We start from the raw sequence: 17470 nt of genomic DNA, 5'->3' as shown, positions 1-17470 counted from the left end.
GGAGGTATTCGATCGGCGGCGTTCGCCTGGCCCTGCGTGGTCACGCTCCGCTACCGCCTCCGGGCCAACACTCATGCCGCAGAAAATGCCTATACGTCGCGGATCATTCAACCACGGACGGGGCGGATTGCCGGGGCGCCCATACGGCGTGTTCGACTACCGACCGGTAGGGGTGTGTCGTGGTGCATCATCCATAATCGTCCTATGGCAATTCTTCCGATCGTGATCGTCGGCGACCCGGTGCTGCACACACCCACTGAGAAAGTCGACCATTCGCCGGAGGAATTGGCCGAGCTCATCGCCGATATGTACGAGACGATGGACGAGGCGCACGGCGTCGGCCTGGCGGCCAATCAGGTGGGGGTTTCGCTCCGGTTGTTCGTGTACGACTGCCCCGATCTGGCCGCGCCGGGGCAGCCGCGCCGCAGGGGCGCGATCATCAACCCGGTGCTGGAGACCTCCGCGATCCCGGAGACCATGCCGGACCCGGACGACGACGAGGAGGGCTGCCTCTCGGTGCCCGGGGAGCAGTTCCCCACCGGGCGGGCCAACTGGGCCAAGGTCACCGGCACCGACGAACACGGCAATCCGGTGACGGTCGAGGGCGAGGGCTTCTTCGCCAGGATGCTGCAGCACGAGGTCGGGCATCTGGACGGCTACCTGTACACCGATGTGCTGGTCGGGCGCAATGCCCGCGCGGCGAAGAAGGCGATCAAGCGAAACGGTTGGGGCACACCGGGACTCAGCTGGATTCCGGGTACCGTTCCCGATCCGTTCGGCCATGACGACTGAACCGGGCATCCCGCTGGGCCGCCGGGTTGTCCTGCGGTACCTGCTGCCCGCAGGCTATCCACAGTCGATGACCGATGTGATCGGCGAGCTGGTCTCGCTCGACCCGCCGACGGTGCGCGCGGCCGACGGATCCGTCGTATCGGTGGCGAACGATCATGTCGTGGCGTTGAAGGCATTGGGGCCGCGCCCGATTCGCATCGGCGAGATCCGGGCGCTGGAGTCCGCCGCGGCGTACGGCTGGCCGGGCGTCGAGCACGCCTGGATCGACGGATGGCTGGCCCGGGCCGGGCACGGATATACCTGGCGAGCTAATTCGGCTGTGCCACTGGGCAATTCGGATGGACCGGCGGCGCTTACCGCCGAGACCGTGCGGCGGATCGGTGAATGGTATGGCGCGCGCGGCCTACCGCCGCAGCTGGCGTTGCCGGACCGACTAGCCCAGACGCCACCCGGTTGGCGGACGGACCGCGAGAGCCACGTACTCGCCATCGATATCGAGAATTTCGTACTCCCCCAAGGGCCGTCGATGGTCCGGGTGGCGCCCGAACCCGACGAGGCCTGGCTGCGGCTGTACCGAAGCCAGGGCGATACTGCTGCGGCACAAGAGATTTCCACACCAATCGAGGTGATCACCGCGGTGCACGACGGCACCGCCGGCTACGCCTCGCTCGGCCTGCCGGAGCCCATCGCGGTGGGGCGCGGCGCGATCACCACCGCGTCGGACGGTCGCCGCTGGGTCGGGCTCAGCTGCGTCGCGGTGGCGGCCGACCATCGCAGGCGCGGGCTCGGCACCCTGATCTGTGCCGAATTGGTCAGATGGGGCAGCAAACACGGCGCGACGCACGCCTATCTTCAGGTGGAGGCGGAGAATACCGGCGCCATCGCGCTGTACCGGGATATGGGCTTCCTGGAACACCACACCTACCGGTACGCAACGCCGGATGGTGCGGCGGCGGCCGCCGAAATTCGGTAGAACAGACTTATACCCCTGTGAAGAAAGGTCTTTCGTGCGCCTCGCGACCTGGAATGTGAATTCGATCCGTTCCCGAATCGACCGGGTCGCCGCATTCCTGGATCGCCAGAACATCGATGTGCTCGCCATCCAGGAAACCAAATGCCGCGACGACCAGTTCCCGTACGAGCGGTTCGACGAACTCGGTTACGAGGTGGCCCATCTCGGCATCAACCAGTGGAACGGGGTGGCCATCGCATCCAGGATCGGCCTGGCCGATGTGGAGTTCGCCTTTCCGAACCAGCCCGGCTTCGACAAGGACGCGGGCGAATCCCTCATCAGCACACCGGTTGTCGAATCCCGCGCGATCGGCGCGACCTGCGGCGGCATCCGGGTGTGGAGCCTGTACGTACCCAACGGCCGCGCCATCGACGACCCGCACTACACCTACAAACTGGAATGGCTTGCCGCCCTGCGGGATAACGCCGCCGACTGGCTCGCCGCCGACCCGGCCGCGAAGATCGCGCTGGTCGGCGACTGGAATATCGCCCCGACCGACGACGATGTCTGGTCGGTCGAATTCTTCACCGGAAAAACGCACACCTCCGGACCGGAACGCGACGCCTTCAACGCCATCCTCGACACCGGCTTCGCCGACATCATGCGGCCATACGCACCAGGCCCCGGCGTCTACACCTACTGGGACTACACCCAGCTGCGCTTCCCCCGCAAAGAGGGCATGCGCATCGATTTCATCCTCGGCTCCCCCGCCCTCGCCGCCACGGCCACCGACGCGGGTGTCGACCGCGAGGAGCGAAAAGGTAAGAGCCCCAGCGACCACGCACCCGTCATCGCCGAGTTCACGGACTTGGTTAGCTGACCCAGTCCTTCAGGGGCTCGGTGTCGAGGGTGACGCCCACCGGGTCGGGGCGATGCGCTGAGCCTGGGCTTTGCGGTGGTCAGGGGTTCATTTCGTAGGCACCGGCGTGTGCGCGTGCTCGACCCAGGACGTTCGCGAAGCGGGCCGAGTCGGCGACGGGTCTGCGGATCAGGTCGAGGGCGCGGTGTTGTTGGGCCGGGGTGGCGGTGGGCTTACTGTGCAGGGTCAGTGCGTGTTTGGCGAATTCGCGGATGAATATGTCGAAGATTTGGTCGATTAGGGCCGGGTCGGTGTGTTCTATCTCGGCTTGTTCGAGGATTAGTTGGGCGTAGGGCAGCATGGTGAACAGTTCGCCGATGACGAAGAGGAAGTCGACGTCGCGCTGTTGTTCCCGCGTCGGTGCTGCGGCGGCGAGCAGGGTTTGGAAGGCGCGGGCCTGTTCCAGGAATACCGCGACATTCGGTATGTGCGCGAACTGTTCGAAGACCGGGCGCCAGTCGGCGAAACGGATCCGGCCGAGGCCACTGCTCGGACCCTGGTGGAACAGGAATTCGTCGTCGGCGGCGTCGCGGCGGGTCGGAATACGGTGGTATTCGGCCCTTTTCAGCTCGGTGGCGAGTTTGGGCACCGCCGCGCCCGCACGCGACGCAAGGCCGCGGCTCGTCCAGCTGAGCGCGCCCGCTGCCGCCCGCACCGCACCCTTGGGCGCGCTGCCCGCGCCGGGAAGGTAACGCAGCGCGGCCAATACGGCGTCGGCGGGATGAAACATGTAGTTGGCCATGAACTTCAGCGAGAGCGCCATATTCACATGCACCGTGCCCTCCAGGCGGGGCAGCCCGAACAGCCCGAGCATGGCCATCGGGAAGTACATATCGTTCTCGAAACCGCGGGCCGCGATCACATCGGCCAGATCCTCGATGATCCGCTGCCCCTGCCTGGTGACGGTCATCTTCTCGATCGCGTTGAACAGCAGGTAGCGCCGGTCTTCGGCATGGGCGGAACGCATGTAGTCGATGGCCCGCTCGCTGTATAACTTCATCGCGACGAGGCGGGCGTACGAATCCGTCAGCAGCGAACGCACCTGCGGGAATTCGGTTACCCGGTGCCCGAACAGGATTCGGTTCTCGGCATGCGTGATCGCCTCGTAGAAGGCGTGCTCACAGGCGCCGACCGCGCCGAATCCGAGGTTGAACTTGCCGACGTTCACCGTATTCATCGCGGCATGGAAGGCCGCCTCACCGCGATGCAGAATGTCGGCCTCGGCAACCGGGTAATTCTCCAGATCGAATGCGGCCACGTACATCTGGCTGTCCACCACATTGCGCAACAGCTTGTAGCCGGGATGTTTGCTGTCCGCGACGAAGAACAGGTATCCGGCGTAATCCTCCGGTGCCGGTTTGCCTTCCAGCGCCTTGGCGCTGTCGATGATCGGCTTGTCGGCGCGACGGCCGAATACCGAGACCAGACCCGCGAGGTTGCCGTTGCCGATGTAATGTTTGCCGCCGGTCGCGTGAAAACCGCCGTCCGCCAACGGTTCCAACACCATATCGGTGGAGTAGACGTCGGCGCCGTGCGCCTTTTCGGACAGGCCGAAGGCGAAGATCTCACCGGAGTCGAGCAGCGCGGCGGCCCGCTGTTTGGCCGCGGCGTTGTCGCTCTGCCAGATCGGCCCGAGCCCGAGGATGCTGACCTGCCATACATACCAGTAGGACATGCCGTAGAAGCCGAGGATCTTGCTCAGCATGGCGATGCGCGCGGTGTCCCAGCGCTTGTTCGGATCGCCGTTGGCCAGCGCGGCCGGGGTGAGGAAGGTGGCGAACACCCGCTCCCGCTTCACGAAGTCGAGGAATTCCGAATACCAGACGCGATCCCGGTCGTCCCGCTTGAGCCGCGCCTTGCCCCGGGCCTCGAACCAGTCGATCACGGCGCGCAATATCCGCCGGGTCTCCGCGTCGAATTCGGCGAAGTCGCAGGTCTTCGGGTTGAACAGGGTTGCGGTCATCTCGGCTCCTCGGGCGGTTTCATGCATGAATGTAGCATTATTGTTCGCGACTGTAGGAAGTTGATCTTCACCCCTCGAGACCAGCAAGAACCTCGATTGCGGCGCTGATATGTTGGACGTCATGGGTAGCGATTCGGCGGTGCGGCCACGACAAGGGGCGGCGCCGCCGAACACGCCCCGACCGCGGCAGCGGGCACAGCACCTCGGCCCGGAACGCAGGCGTCCGCAGGTGCTGGACACCGCGCTGGCCATCGCCGTCGAGGACGGCATCGCCACCGTCACGATGGCGGCCGTCGCCGAACGCATGGGTGTCACCCGGCCGGTGGTGTACGCGTGCTTCGCCGACCGCAGGGAGCTGATCGCGGCGCTGATCCAGCGCGAGGAGACCTACCTGCTCGACGGCGTGCGCGAGGTGCTGCCCGCGCGCACGGTGAACGCCGACGAATCGGTTTTCGTCGAGGGCTTCCGCGCGCTGCTGAAGAAGTGCGCCGCCCGCCCCGACGCGTGGCGGCTGCTGTACGGCAATCCCGATCCGGCCGTCGCCGATTCGTTCGGGCGCGGCCGCGCGCTGGCCCTCACCCGCTGCCGCGAGCTGCTGCGGCCGACGCTGCGCGCCTGGGGCACGGCCGATGCCGAATGCAAACTCCCTGCGCTGGTTGAACTTTGGGTGTCCGCGGGCGAGGGTGCGGTGCGCACGCTGCTCACCGGCGAGGGGGAATGGACACCGGAGGATCTCGGCGCATTCGTCGGCGCCGCGGTGTATCGGGCGATGCGGCACGCGTGAACCGCAGCTGAGCACGCTGCCACGGCCGAACCCCGCCGATCCGCCGCATGGGTAGCACGATGCACAGAAACTGGCCGACACAGTGCGCAAATCGACTGCCACACGGTAGGACGTACTAGTGGGCCCGGGATGCGCGGCAGGCCGAACTCGGCCCGACCAAGATCACCCGGGCCTACCATCGAGTCGGATCAGTATCCGACCATCGACCTGGCGGAGGTGCAGGGATGGCGTTTTATCGGCAGGTGGGTGCGGTGCCGCCCAAGCGGCATACGCAGCACCGCGACGAGAGCGGGCAGCTCTACTACGAGGAGCTGATGGGTGAGGAGGGTTTCTCCGGCGACTCCTCGCTGCTCTACCACCGCGGCTTGCCGCCGGCCATCGTCGACTCACAGGTCTGGGAACTGCCCGACCAGACGACGACACCGAATCATCCACTGCGCCACCGGCATCTGAAGTTGCACGAGCTGTTCCCCGGCGATACGCCGTCGCGCACCGACCCGGTCACCGGGCGGCGCCTGCTGCTCGGCAACGCGGATGTCCGTATCTCGTATGTGGCCGCCACCAATGCGTCCCCGCTGTACCGCAATGCCATCGGCGACGAGCTGGTGTATGTGGAATCCGGTGCGGCCGTGGTGGAAACGGTCTTCGGCGCGCTCGACGTCCGCCAGGGTGATCACGTGCTCATCCCGCGCGCCACCACTCATCGCTGGCTGCCCGGCGGACCGGAACCGTTGCGCGCCTACGCGATCGAGGCGTCCAGCCACATCACCCCGCCCAAGCGCTACCTGTCGAAATTCGGCCAGCTGCTGGAACATTCGCCGTACTGCGAACGAGACCTGCACGGCCCCACCGAATTGCTGAACGAAACCGGCACCGACGTAGAGGTGCTGGTCAAGCACCGGCCCGGCGGTAAGGTGGTCGGCACCAGGCTGACTTACGCGACGCATCCGTTCGACGTGGTGGGCTGGGATGGCTGCCTCTACCCGATCACCTTCAATATCGCCGATTTCGAACCCATCACCGGACGCATCCACCAGCCGCCGCCCGCGCATCAGGCCTTCGAGGGGATCAATTTCGTGGTCTGCAATTTCGTACCGCGCAAGGTGGACTACCACCCGCTGTCGATTCCGGTGCCGTACTACCACTCCAATGTCGACTCCGACGAGATCATGTTCTACTGCGGCGGAAATTACGAGGCGCGCAAGGGATCCGGGATCGCACAGGGGTCGGTGTCGGTGCATCCCGGCGGTTATGCGCACGGCCCGCAGCCGGGTGCGTACGAGCGCAGCATCGGGCTGGAATTCTTCGACGAGTTGGCGGTGATGGTGGATACCTTCCGCCCGCTCGAACTCGGCGAGGGCGCACTGGCCTGTGAGGATCCGGCATACGCCTGGACCTGGTCGGGACGGGGGCGGCAGGCGTGAGAATCCGCATGGAAATTCCCGAGGATTCGCTCTTCGGCGTAGACAACCTGCCGTACGGCGTATTCGCCCCGGCGGGCGACGCGCTCCGGGTCGGCGTGCGGGTCGCCGATAAAGTGATCGATCTGGCTGCGGCACTGGAGGATCCGGTCTTCGCCCAGCCGAACCTGAACGCATTGCTCGCCCAGGGTCCCCGGCGCTGGCGCGAGGTCAGGCATCGGGTGCGCGAGCTGGTCGACGGCGAAATCGATGCCACCGCAATCCATGAGCTCGCCGCGGTGCGGCTGGCGCTGCCGATTCAGGTCGGCGACTATGTCGACTTCTACGCGAGCATCGACCACGCGACCAACCTCGGCAGGCTCTTCCGCCCGGATGCCGAACCGCTGCTGCCCAATTGGCGGCATCTGCCGGTCGGCTACCACGGCCGGGCCGGCACCGTCGTGGTATCGGGCACCGATGTGGTCCGGCCCCGGGGCCAGCGCCGAACCGATTCGGGCGCACCGGATTTCGGCCCGTCTCGGCGGCTCGATATCGAGGCCGAGCTGGGTTTCGTGGTCGGCGTCGGCTCCGCGCTCGGCACCCCGATCGGCGTCGACGAATTCGCCGATCACGTCTTCGGTGTCGCGCTGGTCAACGACTGGTCCGCCCGCGACATCCAGGCCTGGGAGTATCAGCCGCTCGGCCCGTTCCTAGGCAAATCCTTCGCGACATCGCTCTCTGCGTGGGTGACCCCGCTGGCCGCGCTGGAGAAGGCGCGCATACCGATTCCGGAGCAGACACCGGAACCGCTGCCCTACCTGCGCGGTGACGAACCGCGCGGGCTCGACATCGATCTGACGGTGACGTGGAACGGCCAGGACGTCGCGCATCCGCCGTACCGGCGGATGTACTGGTCCCCCGCGCAGATGCTGGCCCACCTGACGGCGAACGGCGCGTCGACCCGAACCGGCGATCTGTTCGCGTCGGGCACCATCTCCGGGCCGGAACCAGATCAGCGTGGTTCGTTCATCGAATTGTCTTGGGGCGGAAGCCAACCGGTGGACGTCAACGGCGAGAAGCGCACCTTCCTCGCCGATGGCGACGAGGTGGTGATCACCGCGACCGCGCCGGGTCCGCACGGTAACCGGATCGGCCTCGGCGAGGTCGCCGGCCGGATCCGGCCCGCAAACGGCGGATAACCGCTACTCCGTCGCAGTGCGCCCGGTGTAGACCACGGTGACGAACCGGGTCAGATCCTCGGTCAACGTGTCGACCGCGTCGGGCGGGCCGCCGTCGTCGTGGTGATGCAACCAGTCCGCGATCAGCTCGAACATGCCGCCGATGGTGGCGAGGGCCAGGGCGATGCCGCGGCGGTCGCCGGTGCCCGCCCACTGCTTGTCGAGGAAGGCCGCCGCCCAGCGTCGATTGCTGCGTCGTTGCCGTTCCACCGCCGGTGAAATACCGCCCGCCTCGCCGAAGGTGACCTTGGCCAGCCGGGGATCGTCGGCGATCGCGTGCACGAAGGCGGCGATGATCGCCTCCACCCGCGGCTGCCACGCCAATTGCACTGTCTGCTCGGCGACTTCGGCGACGCGGCCCCGGATCTGGACGGTCAGCTGCTCCAGCAGCGCGATGTAACAGGCTTCCTTGCTGTCGAAATGGTCGTAGAACCCTTTGGTTCCGACATATGCGCGCTGGCAGATCTGTTCGATCGATGTCCCGGAAAAGCTCTGGGCGGCAAAGAGTTCGGTGGCCGCGTCGAGTAGCTGGCTGCGTCGTTGCGCACTGCGCTGCTCGGCGTCGAGTCCGCGGATCCGGCGCCGCGCCGGAGTCGGGGCAGGCCGCGCGGCGGATTTGCTGCGGGTCATGCCTTCGACCATAGCCCGGGTAATTGAAACAAGAAGTCTTGTTGCTAATACGAGGTCGTGTTGTAATCGCTGTCACCTGATGAAGGAGGGCAGACGAGTGTCCGTGATCAATGGAGATCGCATCCGGCGCGCCATCGCGCTGGCGGTGGCGGGGGTCGTCACCGTGGCGACCGCGTTGGTGATCGGCGGCTTCACCGCGGGGCAGGCGGCCGCGGTGCCGCCGCCGACACAGGACGCGTTCTATCAACCACCCGAGGGTTTCGAATCCCAGGAACTGGGCACGGTATTGCGGTCGCGCGAGGTGCATCTCGCGGCGCTCACCGTATTACCGCTGAACGTGCGGTCCTGGCAGCTGATGTATCGCACCACCGATCTGTTCGGCGCGCCGGACGTCGCGGTGACCACGGTCGTGCTGCCTGCGGGTGCCGACCCGGCCCGCTCCCGGCCGCTGGTCTCGCTGCAGTTCTACTACGACAGCGCGAGCAATGACTGCTCACCGTCGTTCGTGCTGCAGCAGGGCGCTGGGCTACCGGGTTTGGAGGGCATCCACTCGCAGAGCGAACTCATCGCGCTCGCCGCGCTGATCAGCCGCGGTTGGGCCGTCTCCATCCCGGATTACGAAGGGCTGCACGGACATTTGGCCGCGGCGAAGGAGCCCGGATATATGGTGCTCGACGGCATCCGCGCCGCCGAACGCTTCCAGCCGCTCGGTCTCGACGGCGCGAATACGCCGGTGGCAATGTGGGGCTACTCCGGCGGCGGCATGGGTTCGGGCTGGGCCGCCGAGCTGCAGCCGAGCTACGCGCCGGAATTGAATGTCAAGGGCGTCGCGCTCGGCGCGCCGACCTCCGACGTGGTTTCGCTACTGCACGTCAACGGATCGATGTTCTCCAGCCTGATCGGCATCGGCATCGCCTCGCTCTACAACGCCTATCCGAAATTCAAGGAGGCGACCGACCGGGTGATGACCCAGGAGGGCAAGGACCTGCTCGCCCGCACCGATGCGCAATGCCTGCCGCGCAACGCGCTCACCCAGATGTTCGTGGATTATCAACGGTTCCTGACCATTCCGATCTCCGACTATCTGGCGCTACCGGAGATCAAGGAGGTCTTCGACGCGACGGTGCTCGGCAGCGACCATCCGACCGCGCCGATCTTCCTCTACCAGGGCGTATTCGATGAGGCGGTCCCGGTGTGGACGAATGACAGGCTCACCCGGCGGTGGTGCGATCAGGGCGCGTCGGTGCTCTATAAACGCGACCACCTCAGCGAACATCTGACGCTGCCGTCGCTCGGCATGGCCGACACCTTCAACTGGCTGACCGCGCGCCTCGCGCCCGGCGCACCCGATCAGGTCGGCTGCCAAACCCAGGATGTGGTGTCCCAGCTGGCCGATTTCAACGCGCTGCTCACCCAGATCGAGATCAACCTGAACGCCACCTTCGGCGCGCTCGGCTTCCCGATCGGGCCGCGGGAGCGGTAATGCGGATGGCCCCCAATCGGATCGAAATCGGTTGGGGGCCATTATCTTTCACACGGTTACGCGGGGCAGGGCGTACCGTTCCCGCCGGGGCTCACCTCGATACCGATGGTCCGCTCGCCGCCGATCTGCGCGGCGTGCAGCATATGCATACCAGGGGTGTGCGGCGTCCACTTCGCGATGACGTCACCGTTGCCGCCCGCCTGGATCGCGCTCGGCGGATTGAATTCGCCGTCCTGGCTGTCGTAGAAACTGATCCAGCCGCCGGGCTCGGTCGTCGCCGACGCGGTGTAGGCACAGCCGGTGACGAAGACCAGCGGCTCCCCCGGCGTCACGGCGAAAGCGGTGATCGCGGCGGGCGCCGAGGGCGCGGTCAGCACCAGCGCGGCAGCCATCGCGCCCATCGTCGATATCGCGGCCGCGGCGGACTTATGTGATCGGAGCATGTGGAGTTCCTTTCGAGTCACGGCGATTTGCGGCCGCCCGCCGAGCCTATCGATCGAACCCGCTGTGCCGGGAGCGTGATTTGTAGGGTCTGCCATTTCCGGCGCGGATAGGTACTGTCCCGTACACGCTGCCGCGGTTAGGTTTTCGCGACGCCCGGTCAGCCGTACGCGAGTATCGGTTTGAAACAGACTGGTGGTCAGTGTTATTCGTGATCCGTCCGCAGAAAGATGATGCTGGCGCAGTGGCTCTCGAACTCACCAGGGCGCACCTCGAGTTCGATGGTCCGCTCACCGCCGACCTGCACGGCGTGCAGCGTGTGCGAACCAGACGTGCGCGGTGTCCAGGTGGCTACGACCACACCGTTACCGGCCTTGATCCCGCCTGGTGGATGGAACTCGCCGTCCTGGCTGTCGTAAAAACTGATGTCGGTGCCGGATTCGGCCTCCGCTCGCACGACGTAGGCACAGTCCGTCACGAAGGCCGACGGGTTATCCCCCGACTTCACGACGAGAGCGGTAGGTGCGGGCGTGGTCAGCACCGGCGCGACCGTCAGCACCACGGCGAGCATCATCGCGCCCGTCATCGATATCGCAGCCACGACGGACCTGCGCGATCGGAACATGAGGGTCCCCTTCGAGCCACAGCGAATTGCCGCTGCGGCCCGAGCCTAACTATCGGACCGTATTCTTGGGCTCACCATTCGTGGGGATACGGTTCCGATAGTCACCAGAGATCCAGACCGCTTGCGCCGCTATCGGTTACACGTTCGCCCAGCCGTGCTCGAGCAGCGCGAAGATATCCCGCATCGCCGCGGCCGGATCATCGGAATCCGCAACGATTCCCGCGCTCATCAGCGCGAAATGGGCCAGCGCAACGGTTTTCACATCACCGATCGGCAGGCCGGCCTCCTCGGCGATGACGGCGGCGACCGCGCTGGTGTGCCGCAGCATCATCTGCCGCCAATATTCCTGCAGCGCGGGCGTTTCAGCGATGAGCTGGAGAAACCCGCTGGCCTGTAGATCGTCTGTGGAGGCCATTCGAGTATCGAGCAGGTGATCGCGCAGCGCGTCGAGGATCGATTGTCCATCGGCCCGCTCGCGCACTGCGGCGACCAGACCCTCCTCCATGTCCTCGTCCATATCGAACAGCAGCGCTTCCTTGCTGGGGAAGTGCTTGAACAGCGTGCTCAGCGAGACATCGGCCGCCTCGGCGATCTCGCGCACGCCGACCTCGTCGAAGCCGCGCTCCAGGAACAGGCGCAGCGCGGCATCCGCCAGCGCTTGGCGGGTCTGGGCCTTCTTGCGCTCGCGGCGCCCGGTGGGAGCGGTCATGCGATCGATAATACGCCATTAGGCGATCAGCATCAAAAGTAGAGCAGTTGTACTTTTATAGTTGATCTGCTTTCCTGATGAGTGTGGCAGGCCACGAAAGGCGGGGCCGCCCATTCGATTCGGAGGAGGTGAGCGGCCATGACCGCAACCCAGACCGAGACCGCGTCGCCGCGGTCGATCCGGCTGGTCCTGGCCGGAGTCCTGCTGGCGATGCTGTTGGCCATGCTCGACAACGCGATCGTCGGCACGGCGATGCCGACGATCGTGCGCGAGCTCGGCGGCCTCGACAAGGTCGCTTGGGTGGTCACCGCGTACACCCTGCTCTCGGCGATCTCCACGCCGGTGTGGGGCAAACTCGGCGATCAATTCAGCCGGAAAACGATATTTCTCAGTTCGATCGGCATATTTCTGATCGGCTCGGCGCTGGCGGGTGCGGCCTGGTCGATGCCGACATTGATCGCGTTCCGCGCCATCCAAGGGCTTGGGGCGGGCGGCATCTCGGTCTGCGCGCTGGCCCTGATCGGCGCGCTGGTGCCGCCGCTGGAACGCGGCAAATATCAGGGCATGATGGCCTCCGCCATGGCGGTCGGCACCATCGGCGGGCCGCTGCTCGGCGGCGTCATCACCGATCAATTCGATTGGCGCTGGGCGTTCTACATCAATATCCCGCTCGGCCTGTTCGCCCTCGGCTGGCTGGCGTATCAGTTGCGAATTCCGGTGGTGCGCAAGCAGGTTCGTATCGACTACGCGGGCACCGCCCTGCTCTCCGTCTTCATCGCCGCGCTGGTGCTGATCGCGACATGGGGCGATATCGAATACCCGTGGCTCTCGGCGCAGATTCTCGGGCTCGCCGCGGTGGCGGCGGTCGCGCTCGCCGCATTCCTGCTCGTCGAGCGGCGGGCGGCCGACCCGGTGATCCCGCTCGGGCTGTTCCGCAGCCGCAATCTGGCGATCGCCTCGACCATCGCACTGGTCGGCGGGGTGCTGACCTTCGTCGGCGTGCTGTATCTGCCGCTGTTCCAGCAGACGGTGCAGGGTGTTTCGGCGTCGAGTTCGGGATTGCTGTTGCTGCCCATGATGCTTCCGCTGCCCATCGTCTCGCAGATCGTCGGCAAGCGGATGAGCGCCAGCGGCAAGTACAAGCGGTTCATCGTCCTCGGCGGCGCGCTGTGCACGGCGGGCACCGCGCTGTTGGCCTACGTCGATGCCGATACCGGCCGTCTGACAACGGGATTGGCCATGGTGGTGATCGGCACCGGCATGGGCTGCTCGCTCCAGCTCACCACTGCGGTCGCCCAGAACAGCGTCGATATCGCGCATATCGGCGCGACATCCGGACTGATGATGCTGTTCCGCACACTGGGCGGCTCACTCGCCGTCGCCGCGTTCGGCTCGATGTTCACTCGCGCGATGCGGGGACACAGTCCCGCTGAAGGGCACGGCTATCTGTCGGCCTTCGCCTCGGGCACCGGCACGGTATTCCTCGGCGCGACATTGATCTGCGTTGCCGGATTCGTGATTTCACTGCTGCTGAAGGAGGTTCCGTTGCGCGGCAAGGCATCCAGCGGTACCACTGCGGCGGCACAACCGGCGAAGGCGGCCTGAACGTTCGAATTACGTGGGGTGCGGTGTAAACCCTCCACCGCACCCCACCAATTCGTCAGGACCGCTCTATATTTCGTTCGAAGGTCATCATGTGACGCTCGGGACCGTTGTAATCCTGGATGGGACCGGCGACCGTGAAGCCCATCTTGCGATGGAAGTTGATCGATCCGGTATTCACCGGGGAGGTGATCGCCCGCACGATGGTCCGGCCGTCGGCGCGGGCCATATCGAAGAATCGCTCGTAGAGTTCCCGCGCCAGCCCGCCGCCGCGGTGATCGGGGTGGATGCCGATGAATTGGATGTAGGCCGTCGACTTCACGCTCGGTGAGAGAAAGCCGATCAGGAATCCGGCGAGGGCACCATCGGCCTCGGCGATCGTACTCGTGTCGGCGAAGTGATCGAGGAACAGCCGCGGGAGGGATACAGACAGCGGCCGGCCCCACCACTCGTCGACCACTCGGATGACGGTGTCGTAGTCGGCGGGTTCGGCCTTACGGAGAACTATCTCATCGCGCATGAACCAGATTCTGCCGTCGACCAGCTCGTCGCCGCCCGTACCTGGACTGGGGAGATATCTCGTCAGTCGGTCACGGTATCCGGATGGACGTGGTCGAATACCCGGCGGAGCATATCCGCCAGCAATGCGCGCTCGTCCGCATCGAGCGGGGCCAGGATCTCCGCGCCGACCTGCCGAGCCTGTGCATCCAGTGCCCGCAGCGCCGCGCGGCCGGATCTGGTGAGCCGCACGGTGATTCGCCGCCGGTCCGCGGCGTCGCGGGCCCGCTCGACCTGCCCGGCCGCCTCGAGTTCATCCACCGCCTTCGCCACATCGCTCGGATGAATTCCCAAGCGCTGCGCCAGATCTCGTTGCGCATGCGGGCCGAAGTCGGCCAACGCCGCCAGGATTGCCATATGCCACAGGCGCAATCCGCGCGCGGCGAGCCGATCGCCGAAGCCGGCCCGCGCGGCCTTTCCGACGCGCGAGAGCAGGTAGGTGTCGAGCGCGAGCAGGCTCGGCGGCAGCGCACGGCCATTGTCCATCGGCCCATTCTATGGTACTCACCTATCATAGGTTCGCACCTACTATTTGGAGAAGGTTATGGACGCGCTGTATCCGCGCTTACTCGTCGACGATTTCGCCGCCTGCTTCGACTTCTACGCGGCGGTGCTGCCGGAACTGGCCGGCGCGAAACTGATCAAGGGCACCGCCGCGGGCCCATACGCCAACTGGGACGTCGACGACCAGGCGATTCTCGTGCTCTACGACCGCGCGACCATGGCCGCGACGGCGGGCACGACGGAATTGCCGACCCGTCCGGCGCCGGCGCAGGACACCGCGATGCTGGTGCTGCGGGTGGCCGATGTCGACGCGGCATTCGCCCACTGCCTCGCGCACGGCGGCACCGAGGTGGTCGCACCGACCGACCGGCCACAGTGGGGCCCGAACCTGCGGGCCGCGCATCTGCGCGATCCGAACGGCACACTGCTGGAACTACAGTCCTACTGAGGTACTGAAACCGGTGGCGCACAAAGACTTTGCGCCACCGGTCCGGGCGTCAGGAAACCACCGGCAGGTAGACCTTGCCGCCTGCGTCCGCGAATTCCGCGGATTTCTCGGCCATTCCGGCCTCGATGGCGGCGGCATCGGTGAGCCCGTTGCGCTCGGCGTACTCGCGTACGTCGGCCGAGATCCGCATCGAACAGAACTTCGGCCCGCACATCGAGCAGAAATGCGCGGTCTTCGCCGGTTCGGCCGGCAGTGTCTCGTCGTGATATTCCCGGGCGGTGTCCGGATCCAGCGACAGCGCGAACTGGTCGCGCCAGCGGAATTCGAAACGCGCCTTGGACAATTCGTTGTCCCGGTCCTGCGCGTGCGGATGCCCCTTGGCCAGATCGGCGGCGTGTGCGGCGATCTTGTAGGTGATCACGCCGACCTTGACGTCGTCACGGTTGGGCAGGCCGAGATGCTCCTTGGGCGTCACATAGCAGAGCATGGCGGTGCCCGCCTGCGCGATGATCGACGCGCCGATCGCCGAGGTGATGTGATCGTAGGCCGGTGCGATATCGGTGGCGAGCGGGCCGAGGGTGTAGAACGGCGCCTCCTCGCACAGCTCCTCCTCCAGCCGCACGTTCTCCACGATCTTGTGCATCGGGATATGGCCCGGGCCCTCGATCATCACCTGCACGCCATGGGATTTCGCGATCTTCGTCAACTCACCGAGGGTACGCAGCTCGGCGAACTGCGCCTCGTCGTTGGCGTCGGCGATGGAACCGGGACGCAAGCCGTCACCGAGCGAGAAGGTGACGTCATACTTCGCCAGGATCTCGCAGAGCTCGGCAAAATTGGTGTACAGGAACGACTCTCGGTGATGCGCCAGGCACCACGCGGCCATGATGGAACCACCGCGCGAGACGATTCCGGTGACTCGCTTGGCGGTCAACGGGATATAGCGCAGCAGCACGCCCGCGTGCACCGTCATGTAGTCGACGCCCTGCTCGCACTGCTCGATCACGGTGTCGCGGTAGATCTCCCAGGTGAGTTTGGTCGGATCGCCGCCGACCTTCTCCAGCGCCTGATAGATCGGCACGGTGCCCACCGGGACCGGCGAGTTGCGCAGGATCCATTCGCGGGTCTCGTGGATGTTCTTACCGGTCGAGAGGTCCATGATGGTGTCGGCGCCCCAGCGGGTGGCCCACACCATCTTCTCGACCTCCTCGGCGATCGAGGAGGACACGGCCGAATTGCCGATGTTCGCATTGATTTTCACCAGGAACTTCTTGCCGATGATGGTCGGCTCCAGCTCCGGGTGACGGTGGTTCGCCGGGATCACCGCGCGGCCGGCGGCGACCTCCTCGCGCACCAGATCCGGCGAAACCCCTTCGCGCGCGGCGATGAAACGCATTTCGGGGGTGGTGATGCCCTGCCGCGCCCACGCGAGTTGGGTTCGCGGGCCGTCGATCTCGGGCTTCGTCCAGCCGTCGCGCAGCTTCGGCAGTCCGGCCTCGACGTCGATCACCGCGCTGTCGTCGGTGTACGGACCGGAGGTGTCGTAGACGTCGAAGTGCTCGCCGTTGGTCAGGTTGATCCGGCGCACCGGAATGCGCAGATCGTCGACCTCCAGGTAGTGCTTGACACTGCCCTCGATGGGTCCGGTGGTGACGGAATCGACAGGTGTGCCCATGATGATCCTCCCTACGCCGGCATTACCCGGTCAGGTTCATACGGTCGACGGCCCATCAGCCGTCCTCTCAGCCCGCTGGTGCGAGCCCCCGTTGGCTTGTTCAATTGACCCGGCCGACCTTACCCGCCCGCCCGGCGACGCCGCGCGGAGATCGGACGATTCTCCGATCCCGCGCGATCTGCACCGGTGTTCACCTCGGCGATTCCGACAGCGCGTCAGGCCCCCCGGAACGCCTCGCGCATCCCCTCGATCGAAATCTTCTGCATCCCGAACATCGCCTTCGTCGCCCGAGTAGCCGCCGCCTGGTCCGGGCTCATCAGGAGTTCGGTGCATTCGGTCGGCCAGATCTGCCAGGGCACCCCGTACTTGTCGAACAGCCAACCGCATTGGTCCTCGCGCCCGCCGTCGGCGGTCAGCGCCGCCCACAGTCGGTCGACCTCTTCCTGGTTCGCGCAGTTCACCAGCAGCGACATCGCATACGTGTACTGCATCGCGCTCCCACCGTTGATCGCGATGAAGCGCTGCCCGTTCAGCTCGAAATCCACCACCATCACGGTACCCGGCGCTCCCGGACCGGCCTCGGTATGCCGTTGCACCGCAAGCACTTTCGAGTCCTCGAACAGCGAGCAGTAAAACTCCACCGCCTCCTCGGCATTGTCGCCGAACCACAGGCTGGTAACGATCTTCTGCATTGGGTCCTCCCGGATTCGTAGTTCCGTCCGGTAAGACTCCGCCGCGCACCGGAAC

Annotated in this window: 18 protein-coding genes and 1 riboswitch; of the genes, 9 read left to right on the top strand and 9 right to left on the bottom strand. The window is 65.8% G+C overall.

Annotated features, from left to right (window positions below; all coding sequences use genetic code 11):
• Positions 1–204 precede the first annotated feature (204 nt).
• The 3 genes from LGY53_RS08880 to LGY53_RS08870 are packed head-to-tail and all read left to right on the top strand — an operon-like array spanning position 205 to position 2624.
• Positions 205–792, top strand: coding sequence for a peptide deformylase (locus LGY53_RS08880; RefSeq protein WP_225726137.1), 588 nt, complete (start codon positions 205–207; stop codon positions 790–792).
• Complete coding sequence (locus tag LGY53_RS08875) at positions 782–1765, top strand: GNAT family N-acetyltransferase (protein WP_225726136.1); 984 nt, start codon at positions 782–784, stop codon at positions 1763–1765. The genes LGY53_RS08880 and LGY53_RS08875 overlap by 11 nt, the downstream gene beginning before the upstream one ends.
• A gap of 34 nt (positions 1766–1799) precedes the next feature.
• Positions 1800–2624 (top strand): exodeoxyribonuclease III, encoded by an 825-nt coding sequence (locus LGY53_RS08870; protein ID WP_225726135.1) that lies wholly within the window; start codon positions 1800–1802, stop codon positions 2622–2624.
• 79 nt (positions 2625–2703) lie between these two features.
• Here the strand turns inward: LGY53_RS08870 and LGY53_RS08865 are convergent, their stop codons facing one another.
• Complete coding sequence (locus LGY53_RS08865) at positions 2704–4626, bottom strand: acyl-CoA dehydrogenase family protein (protein ID WP_225726134.1); 1923 nt, start codon at positions 4624–4626, stop codon at positions 2704–2706.
• A gap of 121 nt (positions 4627–4747) precedes the next feature.
• Here LGY53_RS08865 and LGY53_RS08860 point away from each other — a divergent pair, with 121 nt between their 5' ends.
• From LGY53_RS08860 to fahA, 3 genes are all read left to right on the top strand, one after another.
• Positions 4748–5410, top strand: coding sequence for a TetR/AcrR family transcriptional regulator (locus LGY53_RS08860; protein WP_225726133.1), 663 nt, complete (start codon positions 4748–4750; stop codon positions 5408–5410).
• Between the two features lie 224 nt (positions 5411–5634).
• Positions 5635–6834, top strand: a complete 1200-nt coding sequence (locus LGY53_RS08855) for a homogentisate 1,2-dioxygenase (RefSeq protein WP_225726132.1) — start codon at positions 5635–5637, stop codon at positions 6832–6834.
• A gap of 8 nt (positions 6835–6842) precedes the next feature.
• Positions 6843–8009 (top strand): fumarylacetoacetase, encoded by a 1167-nt coding sequence (gene fahA, locus LGY53_RS08850; protein WP_225726131.1) that lies wholly within the window; start codon positions 6843–6845, stop codon positions 8007–8009.
• A 3-nt stretch (positions 8010–8012) separates the two neighbouring features.
• Here the strand turns inward: fahA and LGY53_RS08845 are convergent, their stop codons facing one another.
• On the bottom strand, positions 8013–8678 hold the full coding sequence (locus LGY53_RS08845) for a TetR/AcrR family transcriptional regulator (protein ID WP_225726130.1): 666 nt from the start codon (positions 8676–8678) through the stop codon (positions 8013–8015).
• A gap of 97 nt (positions 8679–8775) precedes the next feature.
• Between LGY53_RS08845 and LGY53_RS08840 the strand changes: the two genes are divergently transcribed.
• Positions 8776–10161 (top strand): lipase family protein, encoded by a 1386-nt coding sequence (locus LGY53_RS08840; RefSeq protein WP_225726129.1) that lies wholly within the window; start codon positions 8776–8778, stop codon positions 10159–10161.
• 56 nt (positions 10162–10217) lie between these two features.
• On the opposite strand, the gene LGY53_RS08835 is transcribed toward LGY53_RS08840, so the two are convergent.
• The 3 genes from LGY53_RS08835 to LGY53_RS08825 all read right to left on the bottom strand — a co-directional run bounded on the left by LGY53_RS08835 (position 10218) and on the right by LGY53_RS08825 (position 11936).
• The gene (locus LGY53_RS08835) at positions 10218–10604 is read right to left on the bottom strand and encodes a hypothetical protein (RefSeq protein WP_225726128.1); all 387 of its coding nucleotides are present in this window, start codon (positions 10602–10604) and stop codon (positions 10218–10220) included.
• Between the two features lie 203 nt (positions 10605–10807).
• Positions 10808–11188: a hypothetical protein gene (locus tag LGY53_RS08830; protein WP_225726127.1), complete on the bottom strand. Its 381-nt coding sequence runs from the start codon at positions 11186–11188 to the stop codon at positions 10808–10810.
• Positions 11189–11363: 175 nt separating this feature from the next.
• On the bottom strand, positions 11364–11936 hold the full coding sequence (locus tag LGY53_RS08825; protein ID WP_225726126.1) for a TetR/AcrR family transcriptional regulator: 573 nt from the start codon (positions 11934–11936) through the stop codon (positions 11364–11366).
• 138 nt (positions 11937–12074) lie between these two features.
• Here LGY53_RS08825 and LGY53_RS08820 point away from each other — a divergent pair, with 138 nt between their 5' ends.
• Complete coding sequence (locus tag LGY53_RS08820; RefSeq protein ID WP_225726125.1) at positions 12075–13541, top strand: MDR family MFS transporter; 1467 nt, start codon at positions 12075–12077, stop codon at positions 13539–13541.
• 55 nt (positions 13542–13596) lie between these two features.
• Here LGY53_RS08820 and LGY53_RS08815 read toward each other — a convergent pair whose 3' ends face one another.
• Both LGY53_RS08815 and LGY53_RS08810 read right to left on the bottom strand, forming a co-directional pair.
• Complete coding sequence (locus LGY53_RS08815) at positions 13597–14058, bottom strand: GNAT family N-acetyltransferase (RefSeq protein WP_225726124.1); 462 nt, start codon at positions 14056–14058, stop codon at positions 13597–13599.
• A 62-nt stretch (positions 14059–14120) separates the two neighbouring features.
• The gene (locus LGY53_RS08810) at positions 14121–14582 is read right to left on the bottom strand and encodes a MarR family winged helix-turn-helix transcriptional regulator (protein ID WP_225726123.1); all 462 of its coding nucleotides are present in this window, start codon (positions 14580–14582) and stop codon (positions 14121–14123) included.
• 58 nt (positions 14583–14640) lie between these two features.
• Between LGY53_RS08810 and LGY53_RS08805 the strand changes: the two genes are divergently transcribed.
• The gene (locus LGY53_RS08805; RefSeq protein WP_225726122.1) at positions 14641–15048 is read left to right on the top strand and encodes a VOC family protein; all 408 of its coding nucleotides are present in this window, start codon (positions 14641–14643) and stop codon (positions 15046–15048) included.
• A 49-nt stretch (positions 15049–15097) separates the two neighbouring features.
• Here LGY53_RS08805 and thiC read toward each other — a convergent pair whose 3' ends face one another.
• Together thiC and LGY53_RS08795 are read right to left on the bottom strand one after the other, a co-directional pair.
• On the bottom strand, positions 15098–16723 hold the full coding sequence (thiC, locus tag LGY53_RS08800; RefSeq protein WP_167478370.1) for a phosphomethylpyrimidine synthase ThiC: 1626 nt from the start codon (positions 16721–16723) through the stop codon (positions 15098–15100).
• A riboswitch (TPP riboswitch) is annotated at positions 16715–16825 on the bottom strand. (Overlaps the previous gene by 9 nt.)
• A gap of 113 nt (positions 16826–16938) precedes the next feature.
• Positions 16939–17415, bottom strand: coding sequence for a VOC family protein (locus LGY53_RS08795; RefSeq protein ID WP_225726121.1), 477 nt, complete (start codon positions 17413–17415; stop codon positions 16939–16941).
• Positions 17416–17470: the final 55 nt, after the last annotated feature.

The organism is Nocardia sp. JCM 34519.1, assembly GCF_020361265.1.
Lineage (GTDB): Bacteria > Actinomycetota > Actinomycetes > Mycobacteriales > Mycobacteriaceae > Nocardia > Nocardia arthritidis_A.
The sequence above is the reverse complement of the archived record's forward strand: the minus strand, read 5'-3'. Positions and strand labels throughout refer to the sequence as shown.

Bases quoted from the DNA above. Each gene is read 5' to 3' on its own strand.
- LGY53_RS08880 (WP_225726137.1), top strand. From the start codon at position 205: ATGGCAATTCTTCCGATCGTGATCGTCGGCGACCCGGTGCTGCACACA.
- LGY53_RS08875 (WP_225726136.1), top strand. From the start codon at position 782: ATGACGACTGAACCGGGCATCCCGCTGGGCCGCCGGGTTGTCCTGCGG.
- LGY53_RS08865 (WP_225726134.1), bottom strand. From the start codon at position 4,626: ATGACCGCAACCCTGTTCAACCCGAAGACCTGCGACTTCGCCGAATTC.
- LGY53_RS08860 (WP_225726133.1), top strand. From the start codon at position 4,748: ATGGGTAGCGATTCGGCGGTGCGGCCACGACAAGGGGCGGCGCCGCCG.
- LGY53_RS08855 (WP_225726132.1), top strand. From the start codon at position 5,635: ATGGCGTTTTATCGGCAGGTGGGTGCGGTGCCGCCCAAGCGGCATACG.
- fahA (WP_225726131.1), top strand. From the start codon at position 6,843: ATGGAAATTCCCGAGGATTCGCTCTTCGGCGTAGACAACCTGCCGTAC.
- LGY53_RS08845 (WP_225726130.1), bottom strand. From the start codon at position 8,678: ATGACCCGCAGCAAATCCGCCGCGCGGCCTGCCCCGACTCCGGCGCGG.
- LGY53_RS08835 (WP_225726128.1), bottom strand. From the start codon at position 10,604: ATGCTCCGATCACATAAGTCCGCCGCGGCCGCGATATCGACGATGGGC.
- LGY53_RS08830 (WP_225726127.1), bottom strand. From the start codon at position 11,188: ATGACGGGCGCGATGATGCTCGCCGTGGTGCTGACGGTCGCGCCGGTG.
- LGY53_RS08825 (WP_225726126.1), bottom strand. From the start codon at position 11,936: ATGACCGCTCCCACCGGGCGCCGCGAGCGCAAGAAGGCCCAGACCCGC.
- LGY53_RS08820 (WP_225726125.1), top strand. From the start codon at position 12,075: ATGACCGCAACCCAGACCGAGACCGCGTCGCCGCGGTCGATCCGGCTG.
- LGY53_RS08815 (WP_225726124.1), bottom strand. From the start codon at position 14,058: ATGCGCGATGAGATAGTTCTCCGTAAGGCCGAACCCGCCGACTACGAC.
- LGY53_RS08810 (WP_225726123.1), bottom strand. From the start codon at position 14,582: ATGGACAATGGCCGTGCGCTGCCGCCGAGCCTGCTCGCGCTCGACACC.
- LGY53_RS08805 (WP_225726122.1), top strand. From the start codon at position 14,641: ATGGACGCGCTGTATCCGCGCTTACTCGTCGACGATTTCGCCGCCTGC.
- thiC (WP_167478370.1), bottom strand. From the start codon at position 16,723: ATGGGCACACCTGTCGATTCCGTCACCACCGGACCCATCGAGGGCAGT.
- LGY53_RS08795 (WP_225726121.1), bottom strand. From the start codon at position 17,415: ATGCAGAAGATCGTTACCAGCCTGTGGTTCGGCGACAATGCCGAGGAG.